This is a genomic window from Bradyrhizobium ottawaense, from assembly GCF_900099825.1.
Classification (GTDB): domain Bacteria; phylum Pseudomonadota; class Alphaproteobacteria; order Rhizobiales; family Xanthobacteraceae; genus Bradyrhizobium; species Bradyrhizobium ottawaense_A.
The window spans coordinates 5,724,803-5,741,969 of record NZ_LT629693.1 but is presented as its reverse complement, the minus strand read 5'-3'; the positions used below and the strand labels follow the sequence as shown (position 1 = coordinate 5,741,969).

The 17,167-nt window shown below is 62.0% G+C and carries 16 protein-coding genes; 3 read left to right on the top strand and 13 right to left on the bottom strand.

Annotation, left to right across the window (positions count from 1 at the left end; all coding sequences use genetic code 11):
- The first annotated feature begins 253 nt into the window (after positions 1–253).
- Positions 254–559, top strand: coding sequence for a hypothetical protein (locus tag BLR13_RS26825; RefSeq protein ID WP_074817722.1), 306 nt, complete (start codon positions 254–256; stop codon positions 557–559).
- Positions 560–623: 64 nt separating this feature from the next.
- Here the strand turns inward: BLR13_RS26825 and BLR13_RS26820 are convergent, their stop codons facing one another.
- The 7 genes from BLR13_RS26820 to BLR13_RS26790 all read right to left on the bottom strand — a co-directional run bounded on the left by BLR13_RS26820 (position 624) and on the right by BLR13_RS26790 (position 6,724).
- On the bottom strand, positions 624–1,403 hold the full coding sequence (locus BLR13_RS26820) for an ABC transporter ATP-binding protein (protein ID WP_074817724.1): 780 nt from the start codon (positions 1,401–1,403) through the stop codon (positions 624–626).
- Positions 1,396–2,238 carry an ABC transporter permease gene (locus BLR13_RS26815; RefSeq protein ID WP_074831064.1) on the bottom strand — a complete coding sequence of 281 codons (843 nt, stop codon included), beginning with the start codon at positions 2,236–2,238 and terminating at the stop codon, positions 1,396–1,398. Before BLR13_RS26815 ends, BLR13_RS26820 begins: the two co-directional genes overlap by 8 nt.
- A gap of 11 nt (positions 2,239–2,249) precedes the next feature.
- Positions 2,250–3,200, bottom strand: coding sequence for an ABC transporter substrate-binding protein (locus BLR13_RS26810; protein WP_074831065.1), 951 nt, complete (start codon positions 3,198–3,200; stop codon positions 2,250–2,252).
- 445 nt (positions 3,201–3,645) lie between these two features.
- On the bottom strand, positions 3,646–4,800 hold the full coding sequence (locus BLR13_RS26805) for an epoxide hydrolase family protein (protein ID WP_074831067.1): 1,155 nt from the start codon (positions 4,798–4,800) through the stop codon (positions 3,646–3,648).
- A 111-nt stretch (positions 4,801–4,911) separates the two neighbouring features.
- Positions 4,912–5,256: a hypothetical protein gene (locus tag BLR13_RS26800; RefSeq protein WP_143039665.1), complete on the bottom strand. Its 345-nt coding sequence runs from the start codon at positions 5,254–5,256 to the stop codon at positions 4,912–4,914.
- Positions 5,257–5,348: 92 nt separating this feature from the next.
- Positions 5,349–6,167 (bottom strand): dienelactone hydrolase family protein, encoded by an 819-nt coding sequence (locus BLR13_RS26795; protein ID WP_074831069.1) that lies wholly within the window; start codon positions 6,165–6,167, stop codon positions 5,349–5,351.
- Between the two features lie 101 nt (positions 6,168–6,268).
- Positions 6,269–6,724, bottom strand: coding sequence for a tautomerase family protein (locus BLR13_RS26790; protein WP_074831070.1), 456 nt, complete (start codon positions 6,722–6,724; stop codon positions 6,269–6,271).
- 79 nt (positions 6,725–6,803) lie between these two features.
- Between BLR13_RS26790 and BLR13_RS26785 the strand changes: the two genes are divergently transcribed.
- Complete coding sequence (locus BLR13_RS26785) at positions 6,804–7,358, top strand: winged helix-turn-helix transcriptional regulator (protein ID WP_074817728.1); 555 nt, start codon at positions 6,804–6,806, stop codon at positions 7,356–7,358.
- 103 nt (positions 7,359–7,461) lie between these two features.
- Here BLR13_RS26785 and gfa read toward each other — a convergent pair whose 3' ends face one another.
- The 4 genes from gfa to xoxF5 form a co-directional block, all read right to left on the bottom strand.
- A complete protein-coding gene (gene gfa, locus BLR13_RS26780) occupies positions 7,462–8,025 on the bottom strand; it encodes an S-(hydroxymethyl)glutathione synthase (RefSeq protein WP_074817731.1) in 564 nt (187 codons plus the stop codon).
- Positions 8,026–8,057: 32 nt separating this feature from the next.
- A complete protein-coding gene (locus tag BLR13_RS26775; protein ID WP_074817733.1) occupies positions 8,058–9,167 on the bottom strand; it encodes an S-(hydroxymethyl)glutathione dehydrogenase/class III alcohol dehydrogenase in 1,110 nt (369 codons plus the stop codon).
- 66 nt (positions 9,168–9,233) lie between these two features.
- Positions 9,234–9,719, bottom strand: coding sequence for a c-type cytochrome, methanol metabolism-related (locus BLR13_RS26770; protein WP_244525275.1), 486 nt, complete (start codon positions 9,717–9,719; stop codon positions 9,234–9,236).
- Positions 9,720–9,828: 109 nt separating this feature from the next.
- Positions 9,829–11,634, bottom strand: coding sequence for a lanthanide-dependent methanol dehydrogenase XoxF5 (gene xoxF5 / locus BLR13_RS26765; RefSeq protein ID WP_074817734.1), 1,806 nt, complete (start codon positions 11,632–11,634; stop codon positions 9,829–9,831).
- A gap of 448 nt (positions 11,635–12,082) precedes the next feature.
- Here xoxF5 and BLR13_RS26760 point away from each other — a divergent pair, with 448 nt between their 5' ends.
- Positions 12,083–13,051 (top strand): helix-turn-helix domain-containing protein, encoded by a 969-nt coding sequence (locus BLR13_RS26760; protein ID WP_074817737.1) that lies wholly within the window; start codon positions 12,083–12,085, stop codon positions 13,049–13,051.
- A gap of 27 nt (positions 13,052–13,078) precedes the next feature.
- Here the strand turns inward: BLR13_RS26760 and BLR13_RS26755 are convergent, their stop codons facing one another.
- Entirely contained in the window at positions 13,079–15,532 is a 2,454-nt protein-coding gene (locus tag BLR13_RS26755; RefSeq protein ID WP_074817740.1) for a TonB-dependent receptor, read from the bottom strand.
- Between the two features lie 182 nt (positions 15,533–15,714).
- Entirely contained in the window at positions 15,715–17,085 is a 1,371-nt protein-coding gene (locus BLR13_RS26750) for a histidine kinase (protein WP_074817742.1), read from the bottom strand.
- Positions 17,086–17,167 lie beyond the last annotated feature (82 nt).

The following is a 17,167-nucleotide window of genomic DNA, read 5'->3' as shown; positions in this document are numbered from 1 at the left end:
GGAGCAATTTATGCAGGCCTCGCATCGCGAAATCGCTGTGGTTGGCACGAGACGGCATGGACCGAATCTGGCAACGGAATCCGATTTTCCTCGTGTTCATGCGCCGTCAACGCGCGCTCGATAAATCCGCGTAGTTTTAAACGATTGCCTGAACATCCATTCAGAAAAATGCAGTGAACCATCTCCATGCACGTCACGTCACAACAACACTTGGACGGTGCACAGCACCACAACACATGGAAGAAGAAAAACGATGTTTCGTAAAATGACTATCGCACTTGTTGCCGTTGCTTCGCTGAGCGCAGCGCTCACGCCTTCGATCGCCTCCGCGCACGGAATGGGCGGGCATGGTGGCGGCAAAATGGGTGGCCCGTATGGCGGGATCTACCCGAAGGGCAACTGGGGCAACAACGGCGGATACTGGCATGGTGGCTATCGCCACAGCCATTTCTTCGGTGGCTCGTCGTTCTATATCGGCGGAAGCGACGGTTGCTATCAGAAGCGCATCGTCGACACCTTTCGCGGACCGAGCGTCCGGCTTGTGAACGTCTGTTCCTGAGACCTGTCTGACGAAGAAGCCCCGGCTGATCGCATCAGCCAGGGCTTTCTTCTTGCCGCCCTTATCAGCCGGCCTTGCGTCCGTGATGGCTGTGCAGTTGCGACGAAAGCAGGCGACGCCACGCGTTGAAATCGTTGCTGGTGGTATCGCGCGGCCGCGGCAGGTCGATGATGTACTCGTTGTCGATTCGGCCCGGACCGGGCGACATCACCACGACGCGGTCGGCCAGAAAGATCGCTTCCTCGATAGCATGGGTGACGAACAATACCGTCAGCCCGGTGCGCGACCAGATCTCCACCAATTCGTCCTGCAACCGTTCGCGCGTCATCGCGTCCAGTGCGCCGAACGGCTCGTCCATCAACACCACCTCGGCGTCGTTGGCGAGTACGCGGGCGATGGCGACGCGCTGCTTCATGCCGCCGGAAAGCTGGTGCGGATAGACATCGGCGAAATTCTGCAGGCCGACGAGCTCGATGAAATGATCGGAGGTTTCGCGGATTTCAGCCTTGGTACGCCCGCGCGACTTCGGGCCGAAGCCGATATTGTCGCGGACGCTGAGCCAGGGAAACAATCCGTAATCCTGAAACACCATGCCGCGGCTCGGCCCCGGCCCCGTGATCGGCATGCCCCACATCAGGTTGTCGCCATGGGTCGCGGCCTCGAAGCCTGCGGCCATCCGCAGCAAGGTCGACTTGCCGCAACCGGAAGCGCCGATCAGGCAGATGAATTCGCCCTTCTTCACCTTCAGATTGGCGCCGCGCAGCGCCTCGATAGCGCGGCCATTTTGCGAATAGATCTTGCCGACATTCTTCATTTCGAGAATCGGAACGGTAGCTTCAGCCATGTGATGGACTCCAGGCCAGAAGCCGGCGTCCGATCAGCATCACGAGCTGATCGGACAGGAAGCCGAACGCGCCGATCACGATCATGCCGGAAATCACGATTTCGGTGCGCGAGAGCTGGCGCGCTTCCATGATGATGGCCCCTAACCCGGTCTGCACCCCGGTCATCTCGCCAACCACGATGACGACCCAGGCGAACCCCAAGCCGAGCCGCATGCCGGTGAAGATCGACGGCAACGCCGCCGGCAGCACGACGCGAAAGAATTGCGCCGGCCCGGTACAGCCGAGCATGGAGGCTGCCTCGAACAACCGCGGCTCGACCGAGCGCACACCAAAGATGGTATTCACCAGGATCGGATAGAACGCACCGAGAAACACCAGGAAGAACGCCGAGCGCGGCCCGAGCCCGAAGATGATCATCGCCAGCGGCAGCCATGCTGTGACCGGCACCGGCCTGAGGATCTGGATGGTCGGATCGAGTATCTGCCGGACGATTGGTATGCGGCCGATCAGCATGCCCAATGGCAGGGCTACGACCAGCGCCAGCGCAAACCCGCCATAGACGCGGCTGACCGAAGCCAGGAGATGAATGTGCAGGGTCTTGCTGTAGGCGTCGTCATTGATGCCGCCGAAAGCGAGATCCTGCAGTTCCTGCCAGACTTCGTAAGGCGGTGGGATCAGGCTGCCCGGCCGCCCGACGGTAGCAAAATGCCAGAACGCCAGCATCGCCAGCGGAAACGTCACCGCCAGCAGCACCGGCCGCAGCCGCGGCCACCAGATCGCCGCCCGCGGCACCTCGCGCGCCGGGGCGGCTCCCTCCTCGGTATCGGACGCCAGCGTGGTCACGGTCAGGTCGGCTTCATCGCATCGACGAAGCTGGCGTCGATGAAGGTCGCGAAATCCGGCAGCCGCTTGATCTGCTTCAGTGCCAGCATGTGATCGGCATAGATCCTGGATTGTTCGATCTGCTTGGCGTCGAGCCGCCAGGTCAGTTCGACATTGGGCACCGAAGCCTCGATCGCTTCCTTTTTCTGACCGAGCTTGCTAGACGCCATCGCGACCAGCGCGTCCTTGTTGGTCGCGGCGAAATCAGTCGCACGCTGGTGGATACCGAGCATGACGCGAACCAGATCCGGCTTCTCGGTGATCACGTCGCGGTGGGTACCGAACACCATGTTGAGCGACCCCATCGCGGTCGAATAGGGATATTCCACCAGTGTGCCGACGCCGCTGGACAGCGACACCCCAGGACCGGGCTCGGCGCCGACATAGGCGTCGATGTCGCCACGCGACAGCGCGATGTGCATTTCACTGAAGGAGACGCGAACCGGTTCGACGTCCTTGATGGTCATGCCTTCCATGCGCAACCGCTCGAGGAAGAAGACTTCCTGGGTCGTGCCCGGAAACACCGCGACGCGCTTGCCCTTCAGATCCTTGATGGTGGCGATGCCTGCATCCTTCTTGGCGATGATGGCCATGCCGCGGTTGCAGGTCGAGGCGATCACCACGACGGGCTCGCCGGCGGCGGCGCCGAGCAGCGCGGCGGCAATGCCGAACGCGCCGAAATCGACCGACTTGGTGACAACCGCGTTCTTGCATTCAGTCGGGGTTTCGAACGGCAGTACCTCGACCTTGTAACCGGCCGGCACGAACTGATCGTAGAAGTAAGGTGCGATCGAATGAATCAACTTCAGCGCGCCGGCGCGGATGACGATCGGCTCTCCCTCCGCCCGCACGATAGCGGGGGCGGCCAATAGCCCGGCACCAAGACCGGCAATGAATTCACGACGGCGAATAATGGTCATTAACGCAGCTCCTTTGTTGCCTGTTTGAAATGCAACAAACATGCCGCTGAGCCGGTTTTGGAGGCGATTTTGCCCGCGACGCCGTCACGTTTTCAGGGCTGAAATCCAGTCCGCGGACCTGAAAAGGGGCGCAAACAGCCGCTTTCAGCCCCGATGGACCGAAATTGAAGGGTAAACGATGTAAAAGCGAGCGCCCGATCAGCCGACGCGGCGACCGGGCCTGCCTGCGACTAACCCACCTTTTGGTGGTGCCGATAGAGGATTACCGCGAGCAACGCGGAGGCCAGAATATAGAAGATGATGACATCGACGTTCGGATGTCCTTCGATCAAGGCGAGCATTGAAACCACTCCCTGGCTGGTGTGGCTTCTTTTTCCCCCTCCGGGCGAGCCTTGATGGCCGGAGTCTAGCCGCGAGCCGGATGCTCCGATAGCCGACTTTATGCGGAGGGATTGCGCAGCGTCCGGAAGAAGTCCCGGACCTCAGGCACGAACAGCCCGGGCTGTTCGAACGCCGCGAAGTGGCCGCCCTTCGGCATTTCGCGCCAGTGCCGGATATTGGTGAAGCTCGGCTCCATCCACTTGCGGACCGGCGTCACGATTTCCTTTGGGAAGACGGCGACGCCGGTCGGCACCGTGACCTTGTGGGCGGTACGGCGCTTCGGGCCAAAACTTTCCCAATACAGACGCGCCGACGAGGCGGCGGTCGCGGTCACCCAGTACAACATGACATTGTCGAGCAGCTCGTCACGGCCGAGAATGTTTTCGGGGTGTCCGTCGCAATCGGTCCAGGCCCAGAATTTTTCCAGGATCCAGGCGGCCTGCCCGCTCGGCGAGTCGGTCAGCGCGTATCCGAGGGTCTGCGGCCGGGTCGATTGCTGCTTGGAATAGCCGGAATCCCAGTCGGCATAATAGTTGAGTCCCTGCAACGCCCGGGCTTCCTCTGGCGTCGGCTGGCCCTCCACATTGGGCCGCGCCCCCATCGCCAGCGTGATGTGAATGCCGGCACAATGATCGCCGTCCTGCGCGCCGAGCGCCGTGGTCACCGCCGATCCCCAGTCGCCGCCTTGCGCGCCGTAACGCGCATATCCAAGCCGATCCATCAGCACGGCCCACGCGGATGCGATCCGATCGACGCCCCAGCCTGATGCCGCCGGCTTCTCCGAAAAGCCGAAGCCCGGCAGCGACGGGCACACGACGTGAAACGCATCGGCCGCATCGCCGCCATGCGCGGTCGGATCGGTCAATGGCTCGATAACCTTGTGAAATTCGACCACCGAACCGGGCCAGCCATGGGTGATGATCAGTGGCATCGCGTCGGGATGCTTTGAGCGGACGTGCAGGAAATGAATACCAAGCCCGTCGATTTCGGTGGTGAACTGCGCAAATCGATTGAGTTTTGCCTCGCGCGCGCGCCAGTCGTAATCCTCGGCCCAGGTGCGGCAGACGTCCTTGATCCACTTCAGGGGTGCACCCTGGCTCCAGTCGTCGACCAGTTCGGCCTCCGGCCAGCGCGTGTTGCGCAGCCGCGACTTCAGATCGTCGAGCACCTCGTCTCCGACCGAAATGCGATAGGGCTTTATCTCTGCATTCATGGCCATTTCTTTCGATGCCTTCGCACGCGTGAAATCCTCAGGGCGCGTGAGCTTGATACCATGGGAGACACAGGGTCTCGCAAGCCATCGGCGATCAATTTTGCCGTGCCATCAGTCGTAGAGGCGCAAATCCCGCAGCTCCGGCGGAGGGGTCGAAGGACGGCAGAGATCCGACGATGGCGCATCGATGAGGCGGGCGACCTGCGGCGCGGCATTTGTGCTGTTGCCAGCCGAGCGCTCACCAGCGGCCGCGATCACCAGCAATGCCAAAGCTACGGCGATGAGGCTCAGGCCTGGATTGAACCAGAGCAGAATCGTGTTGACCCGAATGAGCCAAAGCGGAGGCGTTTTGAGATCAGCCACAACGCGATGCCTTGCAAAAATCGACTTGTTCGCTTTTCGCGCATCCGCCCCACCTGCACAATCCGGGATCAACGAAGCAGCCTTCGGCTGCACCGAAGACTGTCTTTCGCGACGCGAAAATGACAGCGTAGGCCGCCGCTACCATCGGTCACGCCGATCGCGGATCGATGCGATTTCGCGTCAGCTCACGAAGCAAGACGACTGGCAAAGAACGCCAATATCTCGTCGCGCGCGGCGATGGTCGGCTGTCCGGCTTCATCGATCAGATGGGCCGTCACCACGCTGTGCGGAGTCGTCACATGCTGTGCGAAGAACGGCGAAAGGTCGGTGTTGGCCGCGCTGTCTTCCAGCACCCGGGGCACGAAGCGATCGCCAAGCGCTTCGGAGAAAGCCGCGAAGCGCTGCGCCTGGCAAAACCGGTCTCCCCTGAACCGATAGGCCAGCACAGTGAGGTCGTCGCGATCGAGGCGCGCCTTGACGGCGGCGAGTTCCGCAGGTGCCATGCCGGTGCCCGCCGGATCGTTGAGCGGCAGCGACGGCTGCGACAGCACCGGCGCCAGCATCGATGGCTCCAGCATCATCGACAGCGCGAAATTTCCGGTAAAGCACATGCCGATGGCACCGACGCCCGGGCCGCCGCATTCCTGATGCGCCAGTTTCGCCAGCGCCCGAAGCCATTGCGTCACGGGGCTGCTTTCGTTGGCGGCGAAGGCCCGGAACTCGGCGCTGACACAGGCGCGCTGGAAGATCGCCGCCCCCTCCTCGGCTCCGGGGACGGCGCCGTCACGGCCGAACAGCGACGGCATGTATACGGTGAATCCGGCGTCGCGCACCCAGCGGCTGAAGCGGGCGACATGAGGGCTGATCCCCGGCATTTCCGTCATGACGATGACGGCGGGACCGTTGCCGGCGACATAGACCCGCTTGGTGATGTTGTTCAGCGTGATCTCTCGGGCGGCAAAATCCTCGAGCGCGTCGTCCTGCTTCATGGACCGATTGGGCATGCGAAGTGTTTCCTCTGTGATGAACCAGACGAGCGCGACGGGACCGGCGCTTTTCGGCATGCAGGGCGCCAACCCGTGCCGAAGGCCACCGCTTGTTCACGTCAGCGATTTACGACAAGATGCTGCAAGTGCCGGTAGCCGGAAGCGGCAGCGAAATCCGGCAGCTTCCACAAATTACCGCGCACGCCCCACATGCCGTCCTCGATCTCGTTGATGACAAAGGAAGTGGCGATCCTGCGCTTCTCGTCCGGAAGCGTGTCAACGGCCGCCTTGTGCAGCAGTTCGACAAAGCGGGCGCGGCTGTGATCGTCGAGGACCCCCTTGGGTATGTTCACCGTGGCATCGAACGACACCACCATCTGCGACAGGTCGCTGCCGCCGAACGTCAGATGACTGGTGACATTCTCCTCGATCGTGACCACGCACAGCGCGCGCATCTTCGGATCATCCGGTACCTGTTCGCATTCCGCGGCAGCCGCGCAAATGCCGTTGGCGAGCACGGACTTTGCTTCGTCCCCGAGAACACCGGCCGGAGCCTTGACAGTAATGTAGGGCATGAAAACCTCATATGAGTCCATTTAGTGGACTCAGCATAAAGACCTAGATCCATTTTTGCAACTCAGATAAAGTGACCGCATGACCGACGCCCCCCTCGTCCGCCGCTCGCCCGTCCCGCCGGATCAGTGCAATCTGTGGAAGGCATTCGGCCTGATAGGCGACCGCTGGACCCTGGTGATCCTGCGATCGGCGCTGTACGGCGTCCGCAGGTTCGATGATTTCCAGGTCGAACTGGAGATCCCCCGCAGCGTGCTGAGCCATCGCCTCGCCGCCCTGGTCGAACTCGGAATCGTGGAGCGCCGCGAATACCGTGACGACGGGCAGCGGGCGCGGATCGAATATCCGCTGACCGAAATGGGACGCGCGCTCGGCCTGCCGTTCATGGCCATGACCGAATGGAGCGACCACTGGATCGGCAAGGGTACGTCGCCGCTGACGTTGCGATCGAAGACGTCAGGTCAAAGGTTCAGGGTTGCCTTGATCGACGAAGGCGGCAAGCCGGCCCGCAAGGGCGACGTCGAACAGGTGGTCACGCTCGGCCCACGACAACAGGCGAAAACGGCCAAGAAAACGGCCAAGAGAACAGCCAAGAGAACGGCCAAGAAGAAAGCTGACCGCGCGACGGACGCCTGAACCTGACGCGCCTCGACAGGCCGCCTTCGACACGCAAAAAATCCGCCGGCAGCCATGGGCTGCCGGCGGATTTAAGTCAGCACGGGGGTCGAGGGAGGTAAACTCAGGCCGCCTTGGATTTTGCCACGTGGCTGGCGATCGCATCCATCAATGGCGGGTTCAGGCAATCGTAGGGCTCAAGCCCAAGCTCCTTGAGCCGAGACCTGATTCCGCTCATTTCTTCCGGCTTGACGCCAGACTCCAGTACGGACGACACGAAGGCCGCAAACCCCGGCGCCGCCCAGCCGCCTTCCTGGAACAGTTCGGGATGGATAAAGTCGAGACCATAGAACGGGTGTCCCTTGTTCTCGATGCGGCCGTACATATGCGTGCCGCACACCTTGCAGGCGTAGCGCTGGATCGTCGCCGATGCATCGACGATCTGCAGCTTGTCGCCGTTCTCGGTCACCTTGACATTGTCGCGCGGCACCACCGCGACCACGGAGAAGGTCGCCCCCTCCGGCTTCCAGCATTTGGTGCAGCCGCAGGCGTGGTTGTGGGCGACATCGCCCTTGATGACAACCTTGACCGGCTTGTCCTTGCATTTGCACACAAGGGTGCCGCCGGCAAAATTGCCTGAACCCTTTTTGACGCCGCCATCAATCGATGGGTGGATATGAACAGTCATGGACCTTTCCTCCTGTGTTTGCCGTTTGCAATTCAGAATACGACGACCGAACGAATCGATTTGCCTTCGTGCATCAGGTCGAATCCCTTGTTGATCTCCTCGAGCTTGAGGACATGGGTGATCATCGGATCGATCTCGATCTTTCCGTTCATGTACCAGTCGACGATTTTGGGAACGTCGGTGCGGCCTCGTGCGCCGCCGAACGCGGTGCCTTTCCAGACGCGGCCGGTTACCAGCTGGAACGGCCGGGTGGCGATTTCCTTGCCGGATTCCGCGACCCCAATGATCACGGAGACGCCCCAGCCGCGGTGACAGGCTTCGAGCGCCTGGCGCATCACATTGGTATTGCCCGTGCAGTCGAAGGTGTAATCGGCGCCACCGTCGGTCAGTCCGACCAGATGCTGGACGATGTCGCCGCCGACCTTGGTCGGGTTGACGAAGTGGGTCATGCCGAAGCGGCGGCCCCAGTCTTCCTTGGAATCGTTGATGTCGACGCCGATGATCTTGTCAGCGCCCACCATCTTGGCGCCCTGGATGACGTTGAGCCCGATCCCGCCAAGCCCGAACACCACCACGTTTGAGCCCGGCGTTACCTTCGCGGTGTTGACCACGGCGCCGACGCCGGTCGTCACGCCGCATCCGATATAGCAACTCTTGTCGAAGGGCGCGTCCTCGCGGATCCTTGCGACCGCGATTTCCGGCAGCACGGTGAAGTTGGAAAAGGTCGAGCAGCCCATGTAGTGGAAGACCGGCTTGCCCTGATAGCTGAAGCGCGAGGTGCCGTCGGGCATCACGCCCTTGCCCTGGGTGGCGCGGATTGCGGTGCACAGGTTGGTCTTCTGGCTCAGGCAGCTTTTGCACTGGCGGCATTCCGGCGTGTAGAGCGGGATCACATGATCGCCCGGCTTGACCGAGGTCACGCCCGGACCGACCTCGCGAACCACGCCGGCGCCCTCATGCCCGAGAATCGACGGAAAGATTCCCTCGCTGTCGAAGCCGTCGAGCGTATAGGCGTCGGTGTGACAGATTCCGGTCGCCTTGATCTCGACAAGGACCTCACCGGCCTTCGGCCCCTCCAGGTCGAGTTCGACGATTTCAAGCGGCTTCTTGGCCGCAAAAGCGACAGCGGCACGCGTCTTCATTTCATACTCCTGTTTCGCTTCGCACGGCCGTCAGGCATGCTTCGATCCGCGGGTCCATGCATTCAGTCACTTTCCCATGCAACTGGTTTCAGCCTTGGCGTAGGCGTCGGTCTTGTCTTCGTGCTTTGCCGGCCGCACGCGCCCGACCGCATCGTTGGCGCGGGCGCGGAGATAAACGTAGAGATCGTCCATGTAGCAGGCGACGTTCGGGTTATCGCCGAAGGCCGGCATGACATTCTCCTGCGACGTGGTGACGTTCTTGCGGCCGCTGGCGACGACGCCGAGGAAGTCGGGATAGCTCATCGTCTTCAGCGAATCCTTCAGCGCCGGCGCGTAGGTCGAGCCCATTCCGTCCGGGCCATGGCAGACATGGCATTCGGAATGATAACGCCGGTATCCGGAGTAGGTGTACCAGTCGACCGCTCCGTCGGCCGCGACCTTGAAGGTCGGGCTGCCGTCCTTGTCGAGATACTTGCCGTCCTCGGATTTTACGGACGTGGGATCGGCCGCATCTTCGGCGCAGGCAATTCCCCCGGATGTCACAAAGACGATCGCGGCAGCCACAAACCAGATGTTACGCAAGAGCTTGTTCCTCGACATTCGGTGGCAGTCGAACCGGCGCATGGACCAGGCCATGCGCCCAAACGAGGTTGACATCAGCTCACTGCGGCAGCGCGAACACCGTCAGGGCTCCGCCGAGCGCGGTGTAGTTGCTCAGCGCAGCATAGCCACCGACGGCGCCGAGGCCGGCTGTCGGATCCGTCAGACCGGCGGCAAGGCCGATACCCGCCCAGCCGCCGACGCCGGACAGCACGGCGATGTACTGCCTGCCGCCGTTCTCATAGGTGGTGACGTTGCCGATGATGCCGGACGGGGTCTTGAACTTGTAGAGTTCCTTGCCCGTCTTGGCGTCGACGGCCTTGAGGTAGCCTTCGAGCGTTCCGTAGAACACCACGCCACCGGCGGTGGCGAGCGCGCCTGACCAGACCGAGAACTGCTCGTTGATCGACCAGACGATCTTGCCGGTCTTGCCGTCCCAGGCAATGAAGTTGCCCATGTTGGTCTCGCCGGGAGGCGGATACATCGAGAGCGTGGCGCCGACGTAGGGCTGGCCCGCGGTGTAGCTTACCTTGAACGGCTCGTAGTCCATGCAGACGTGGTTGGTCGGCACGTAGAACAGCTGCGTATCCGGTGAGTAGGCGCCGGGCTGCTCGTCCTTGGAACCGAGCGCGGCCGGGCAGATACCCTTATTGTTGTGGTCTTCGCCCTGCTTGTCGGTCGAATACTGATCGATCACCTTCGGCCGTCCATAGGTCGGCGAGCTCTTGTTCATGTCAACGCCAGAGGTCCAGTTGACCTTCGGGTCGAACTTGTCGGCGACCAGCAGTTCACCGGTGACGCGATCGAGCGTATAGCCAAGACCGTTGCGGTCGAAATGCGTCAGCAGCTTGCGGGGCGCACCATTCATCGTCTGGTCGCTGAGGATCATTTCGTTGACGCCGTCGTAGTCCCATTCGTCATGGGGCGTCATCTGGTAGACCCACTTGGCCATGCCGGTGTCGGCGTCGCGCGCGAAGATGGTCATCGACCACTTGTTGTCGCCGGGACGCTGCTTCGGATTCCAGGTCGAGGGATTGCCCGAACCGTAATAGACCATGTTGAGCGCGGGATCATAGGACATCCAGCCCCATGTGCAGCCGCCGCCGATTTTCCACTGGTCGCCCTGCCAGGTGACCAGGCTCGAATCCTTGCCGACCGGCTTGCCGAGCGCCATCGTCTTGTCCGGGTCGAACATGATCTGGTCGTCCGGTCCTTCGGAGAACGCGCGCCAGGCCGGCTTGCCGGTCTTCATGTCGTAGGCGGTGACGTGGCATTGCACGCCGAATTCGCCGCCGGAGATGCCGACCAGCACCTTGTCCTTGACCACGAGCGGCGCGGAAGTTCCGGTCGAGCCCTTGCTCGGATCGCCGTTCTTCACCGTCCAGGCAACCTGCCCGGTCTTGGCATCGAGCGCGACCAGCGTGGTGTCGGCCTGATGCAGGAAGATCTTGCCGTCGCCATAGGCTACGCCGCGGTTGACCGTATCGCAGCACATCACCGGAATGACGTTCGGATCCTGCTTCGGCTCGTACTTCCAGACGATCTGGTTGTCCTTGGACAGGTCAAGCGCATAGACCTTGTTCGGGAACGGGGTGTGGACGTACATCATGTTGCCGATGATCAGCGGTCCGCCTTCATGGCCGCGCAACACGCCGGTCGAGAATGTCCAGGCGACCTGCAGCTTGCCGACATTGGCCGCGGTAATCTGGTTGAGCTTCGAATAACGCGTATTGGCGTAGTCACCCGCGGGCATTACCCAGTCCTTCGGGTTTTGCGCCATCTTGTTGAGTTCGTCATTGGCAGCGGCGGGGCCTGCGGCAAACGCCGCCATGGCGCCAACCCAGGTCGCGAATAGCACCTTGCGCATAGTGGAATCCTCCCAGATACGAGTTTTGGGTTTCCGTGAAGACGGCCCATTTTTTACATTCTTGGTCCCTATCCCTATCCCGTTCGGAAACGGGAAACTTGCCCAAGAGCGAACCGGTGCTTGCTCAAAAGCGAAACACGGCAAACTTTTTCGAACCATGCTCCACGGCCCGGTCAACGCCTGTCATCGATGGTTTTATGTTGCGGAGCATCATTCGGCCGGCGCGCGTCACACGCGTCACAACAGATTTCTGACGACTACTAACGCGCGACCCTGGGTTGAGGTTCCCCTTGACGCGGTCACAACTAAGTCGGAGGATTGTCAACGGGATATCGGGAAGAATCTGCGCGCGCTTCCCAACGACCGCCTTAAATTGGACCGATAGTGCTTTTGCGCGACCGGAACTTCGGGTGAGGTCGCGTCCTGATCTCTAAACGGTGGCTGGATCATGTCCGATACAATCCGCTCACTCAGCACTGCCGGATTGTCGCCGAAGAAGCAGGTTCAGATTTGGTCAGATGCACTGACTGATCTGTGCGGGCAATTCGACATCGACCCGATGGCAGCCTCGTCGTTCGAGGCCCGGATCAACTACACCACGGTTTCGCAGTTGAAGCTCTGTCAGATCGAGGCGAGCCAGCATCGAATTGCCCACACGGTTTCGCGCACGAAATTGAGCGAGCATCCCTTCGTCAAGATCCTGTTCCAGACCTACGGGATTTCCCATTTCGAACAGGCCGGCCGCCGTATCGACATCATGCCGGGCGACTGCTTTGCCTACGACGTCTCCTGTCCGCACACCATTGTCAGCCCGTCGCTGACGCGGCACGAGGTCGTCATCGTGCCGAAGGAACTGCTTCGCGAACGCGGCTTCCACTCGACGAAAATGTCGCCATGCAAGCTCTCGGCGCGTAACGGCACCGGCCGCATCGCGCACGACTTCGTGCTCGCCGCTTTCGATGAAGCGAACAGCCTGTCCCCCCACAACGCCACCGGCGTCGCCGATTCGCTGATCGACCTGCTGCTGCTGCCGCTGCGCGAGGCCGACACGATGTTCGATCGTGTAGGCCCCGAGGCGATGTACATCCGGGCCCAGGCCTTCATCCGCGAGCATTTGCGCGATCCGGATCTGTCCATCGACCAGATCTCCGCTGCGCTCGGCTGCACCAAGCGCTATCTGCACATGCTGTTCAGCGACAAGGGCATGACGGTCAGCGACCACATCTGGCGGGCCAGGCTGCTGCACTGCCGCCAGGAACTCGAAACCCAGGCCGGCAAAACCATCACCGATGTTGCCTTTTCGTGGGGCTTCTCGAGTTCGTCGCATTTCAGCCGCGTGTTCCGGAAGCATTTCGGGTTCGTTCCGTCCGCGATCCACAAGGCGCAGCACGGCGGCCCTTCCCTGGATGTTGTCTGAGACTTGAATTTCCGCCTTGCACCGGCTCTAGAAGGTCGCCTTTAACCCGACATAGAACGCACGCGGCCGTGCCGGGCTGACCGAACGCGCGTCGGTAAACGATACGCCGCCATTGGCGAAATTGGTGGCCGGTCCAGCGGTGAAATTGGGAACCGCCCCGGTATTGAAGAAGGTGCCGTAGGTCGCATAGCGGTTGTCGAAAATATTGTCGACGCGCCCGTAAATCTGGAATCTCTTGTCGATCTGATACGAGGCATGGGCATTGAAAACCGTGTAGGACGGCAGCCTCTGCGCCTGGTTGGACTCGTCGCCGACGAAATACTGATCGCTGACGAACAGCGCATCGCCGCCGACCTTGAGAGCATCCGTGATCGCATAATCGAAGCCGGCCTTGATCCGGTTGCGCGGGATCGCGGGAATTTGGTTGCCGGGCGAAATCTGAACGTTGCCGTCGACGTCGGCAAACGGGCTGTTGGAACCGACCTTCAGCGTGTCGAGGAACCGCGCATCCACGAGCGCATAGCTGGCGTAGAGCTGCAATGCCTTCGATTGCAAATTGACCTGGGCCTCGATGCCCTGCCGGCGGGTCGAACCGACGTTCTGGAAGTAGCCAAATCCCTGCAGGGCCGGGCTCGGAATCGCCAGGATGTCGTCGCTGTTGGTGGCGCGGAAGGCGCCGAGCTTCCATCCCAACGTTCCGATATTGAGCTCATGCGATCCGCGGAAGCCCGCCTCTACCGTACGGGATACCACCTGCTTCAACGGCGGATCGGACACCAGAAACGCCGCGATGATGCAGGGACGGGCCGGATCGGCGCAGCCCAGTTCCAGCGGCGTTGGCGCGCGGTTGGCCTCGGAATATCCGGCATAGGCCGTTACATCCGACGTGAGCTTGTAGGTGCCGCCAATGATCGGATTGAACCGGTTGAATGTCTCCCTGCCGTTCAAGGCGGTGCCGATTTGGTCCTCCAGCGCGATCTGGGCGTTGTTGAACCGCCCGCCCGCCGTGACCGAAAAGGCTTTCGTAACGTCGAAGGTGTCGAGCGCGTAAAGCCCCGTGTACTGGTTGGTGGTGCGCAGCGCGACCGGGCCGATCGACACCGGATCGCCGGACTGCCCGAGAAAGACTCCGCTGCCGCTGACCACGTAGTTTGTGCCGATGGTGCCGAGCTCGGCGCTCGCCCCGAAGCGGGTCACGCTGTAATCAAAGCTGGTTCCGACCACCAGATGGTTGTTATGCCCGAACAGTTGATCGTTGTTGGTGGCCTGCAGCGAAAACCCGCCGGTCGTCGATCGGGTGGTTGTTCGGTCGATTTCGCCGAGTACGGCGGCGGGATCGAAGGGATTGGCGAGCTGGGCCCCGTTCAGGCCATTCGCCGGCGCCGTATCATTGCCGAAGCAAAGCAGGGTCGCATCGGCTGCACACGGCCGGGTTCCGGTCGGATTGCCGTCGGTCGCCTTCTGGTCGAAGACCCGCACATGGGCCGAGCCCTCGATCGTCCAGGTCGGCGTGGCCTCGACCTTTCCGGTCAGATTGACATAGCCGACGCGGTTATTGGTGGTCTGCGGCGTGGTGTAGGTGGCGCCCCAATATTGCTGCAGCAGTTCGATCGGCACAGTGGTGGCCGCGCCGAACTTGTTATCGGCGACGCCCATATTGACGTGAAACTCGCTGTTTTCGTTCTTGTAGCCGACATCGCCGTAGAAGCGGCGCACGTCGGAGGCCGAAAAATTCCGAAAACCGTTGTCGTGCAGGCCTTCGAGGGCGCCGTAGACGGCGAAATTGCCGTCGACCTGCTTGCCCCATTGGGCCGAGCTCTGGATCCGGCCGAACGAGCCACCCATCGTGTCGACCTCGGCGCCGTGATAGTTGAAGCCGTCCTTCATCTGCACGTTGACCGCCCCGCCAAGGGCATTGAGCCCGAAGGCGGGATTGTTGGTCACGACGCTGACCGATCTGATCGCGGCGGTCGGAATCAGGTCCCAGTTGACGGTGTCGCCGAACGCCTCGTTGATGCGCACCCCGTTCTGGTAGACCGCGAGGCCCTGCGGCGTCCCCGCCACCGGTGAAGCAACAAAGCCGCGAAATTCCACGTTCGGCTGAAACGGATTGCCGGCCACCTCGTTGATGCTGACGCCCGGCACCTGCTGCAACAGCGCGTCGGTGATATTCATCGATCCGGTGCGCGCAATCCGGGCCGCGTCGACGAAATTGACGCTGGCGGGAATCTTGTCGACGTCAATGCTGGAGCCCGAGCCGGCGGCGGGCGTAGTCGAGTACACATAGACGACGCGGGAGGGCTTCCGAGCCGTGCGCGCAGCTTGCCGGCTGGGGCCCCGTTTGGCGCTCACTGCCGGCGCCGATACCACGATCGGTGGCAACGTCTGGGCCTCGCCGGGCGCACTTTGGGCAAAAGCCTGTTCGGTGCCGGGAACCAGGCACATCGACATCGAAGCAATCACAAGGGCGCGAGTGCCCATCCGCGTCATCCCCACTCCCCGCCGGCCGTTATGAACCGCCGGTCGGGTTGTGGATGATCCTAATGCGATGCCGGGATTGCGCTACCTGCAAAAGGTCCGGTCTCGGGTGCGCTATCTTTCCCGACATGTCGCGGGAAAAATTCCCGAAGCGATGCTGCGCAAGCCGGATTTGCAGGACGGATTCAGGCGCGCGCGCCGTTGGGAACCAGCGCTTCCACCGTCACGCCGCCCTCGTCGGACACGATCGTGAGCGTTCCCCCCAGCGCCAATATCCGTTCGCGCATCCCGGTCAGGCCGAAGCCGAGCTTGTGATCCGGTTTCATGCCGCTGCCATTGTCGCGGACGCGCACCCGCGCGAAGCTGCGGTCCGGATGCAATCCCGTCGGCTGCTCGGCTGGCTCGACGCTGACATTGACGGAGGTCGCGCCGGCATGGCGGAAGACGTTGGTCAACGCTTCCTGAATGACGCGGTAGATCGTCAGCTCGGCGGTTTCTCCGGTCTCGCCGAGCGCGGGCGAGATCGTCGTTTCGATTTCCATGTCGGGATGCGATTCGCCCCAAAGACGCAGCAGGGCGCCGAGCGCCTCGCGAAGTCCCAGCTCCGCCAGCCCCACGGGGCGAAGCCGCTCCAGAATCCGGCGGTTGAACTGCTGCAGCGCATTGACCTGCTCCAGGATCGCGGCGCCGTGCTTTCGCAACGCGTTCGCGTCCGGCACGCCGACGTCCGAAAGCCGCATCAGCGCACCGGCATGTGCGCGCAGCGCAAAAAGATAAGGGCCAAACTCGTCATGCAGCTCGCGCGCGATCTCCTTGCGTTCGACATCCTGGAGCGAGACCGTACGCTCGGCGAGACGCCGCTTTTCCTCGACGGCATCGCCCAACGTCGCCGCCAGGTGGTTCAACCTGGTACAGATCGCCGCCAGTTCAGGTGCGCCTCCCGGCGTCACGCGCGTACCGTAACGCCCTGACTCCAGGTCCGTCATGGCCTGCGAAAGCGCCTTGAGCGGCGCCAACGCGCGGCCGACGACCGTCATCGTGATCAGAAGCAGCGCCACCGCGATAGCGGAACCGACCTCGAGCTGGGTCACGATGCCATCCCAGATTTCGGCCATCTCGTCATCGGGATGCGACGTGATTACAAGCGCTTGCGGCCTGCCGTGGATCGTGATCGGCACGCTCACCGAGGTTTTGTCCGGGTGAACCAGGGCTATGAACCACGCCGGCGCCGAACGCGCGTCCTCATCGCCATCGGAACGGGTGGATGGCCTCAATATCCCGGCCGCATCGTCCTGCCGCGCAATACTGACATGACGCAGCCGGCTCAGGTCGCGCACGATCTGGTTCAGCCGCGCCTCGGGATCCGGCGCTTCGTTCAGGCCGGTGACGATCGTTTCGACAAACTCGCGCGCCAGCCGGATGACACTTTGATCTTCGGCCTGGACACGGGGCGTTGCTTCGACCACCAGCCGCGCAATGTTGATGGCCAGACCGAGCGCAAGGACGAATGCCAGAAGCAAATTGATCCGGGCACGCAGGGATAATTTCTGCCACATGACGTTTGTCCAAATGTTTATCCGAGACCGCGTTGCATCCGGTTCCTCACCAAGAGGAACGTTGACAGACGATGAGGCGGCC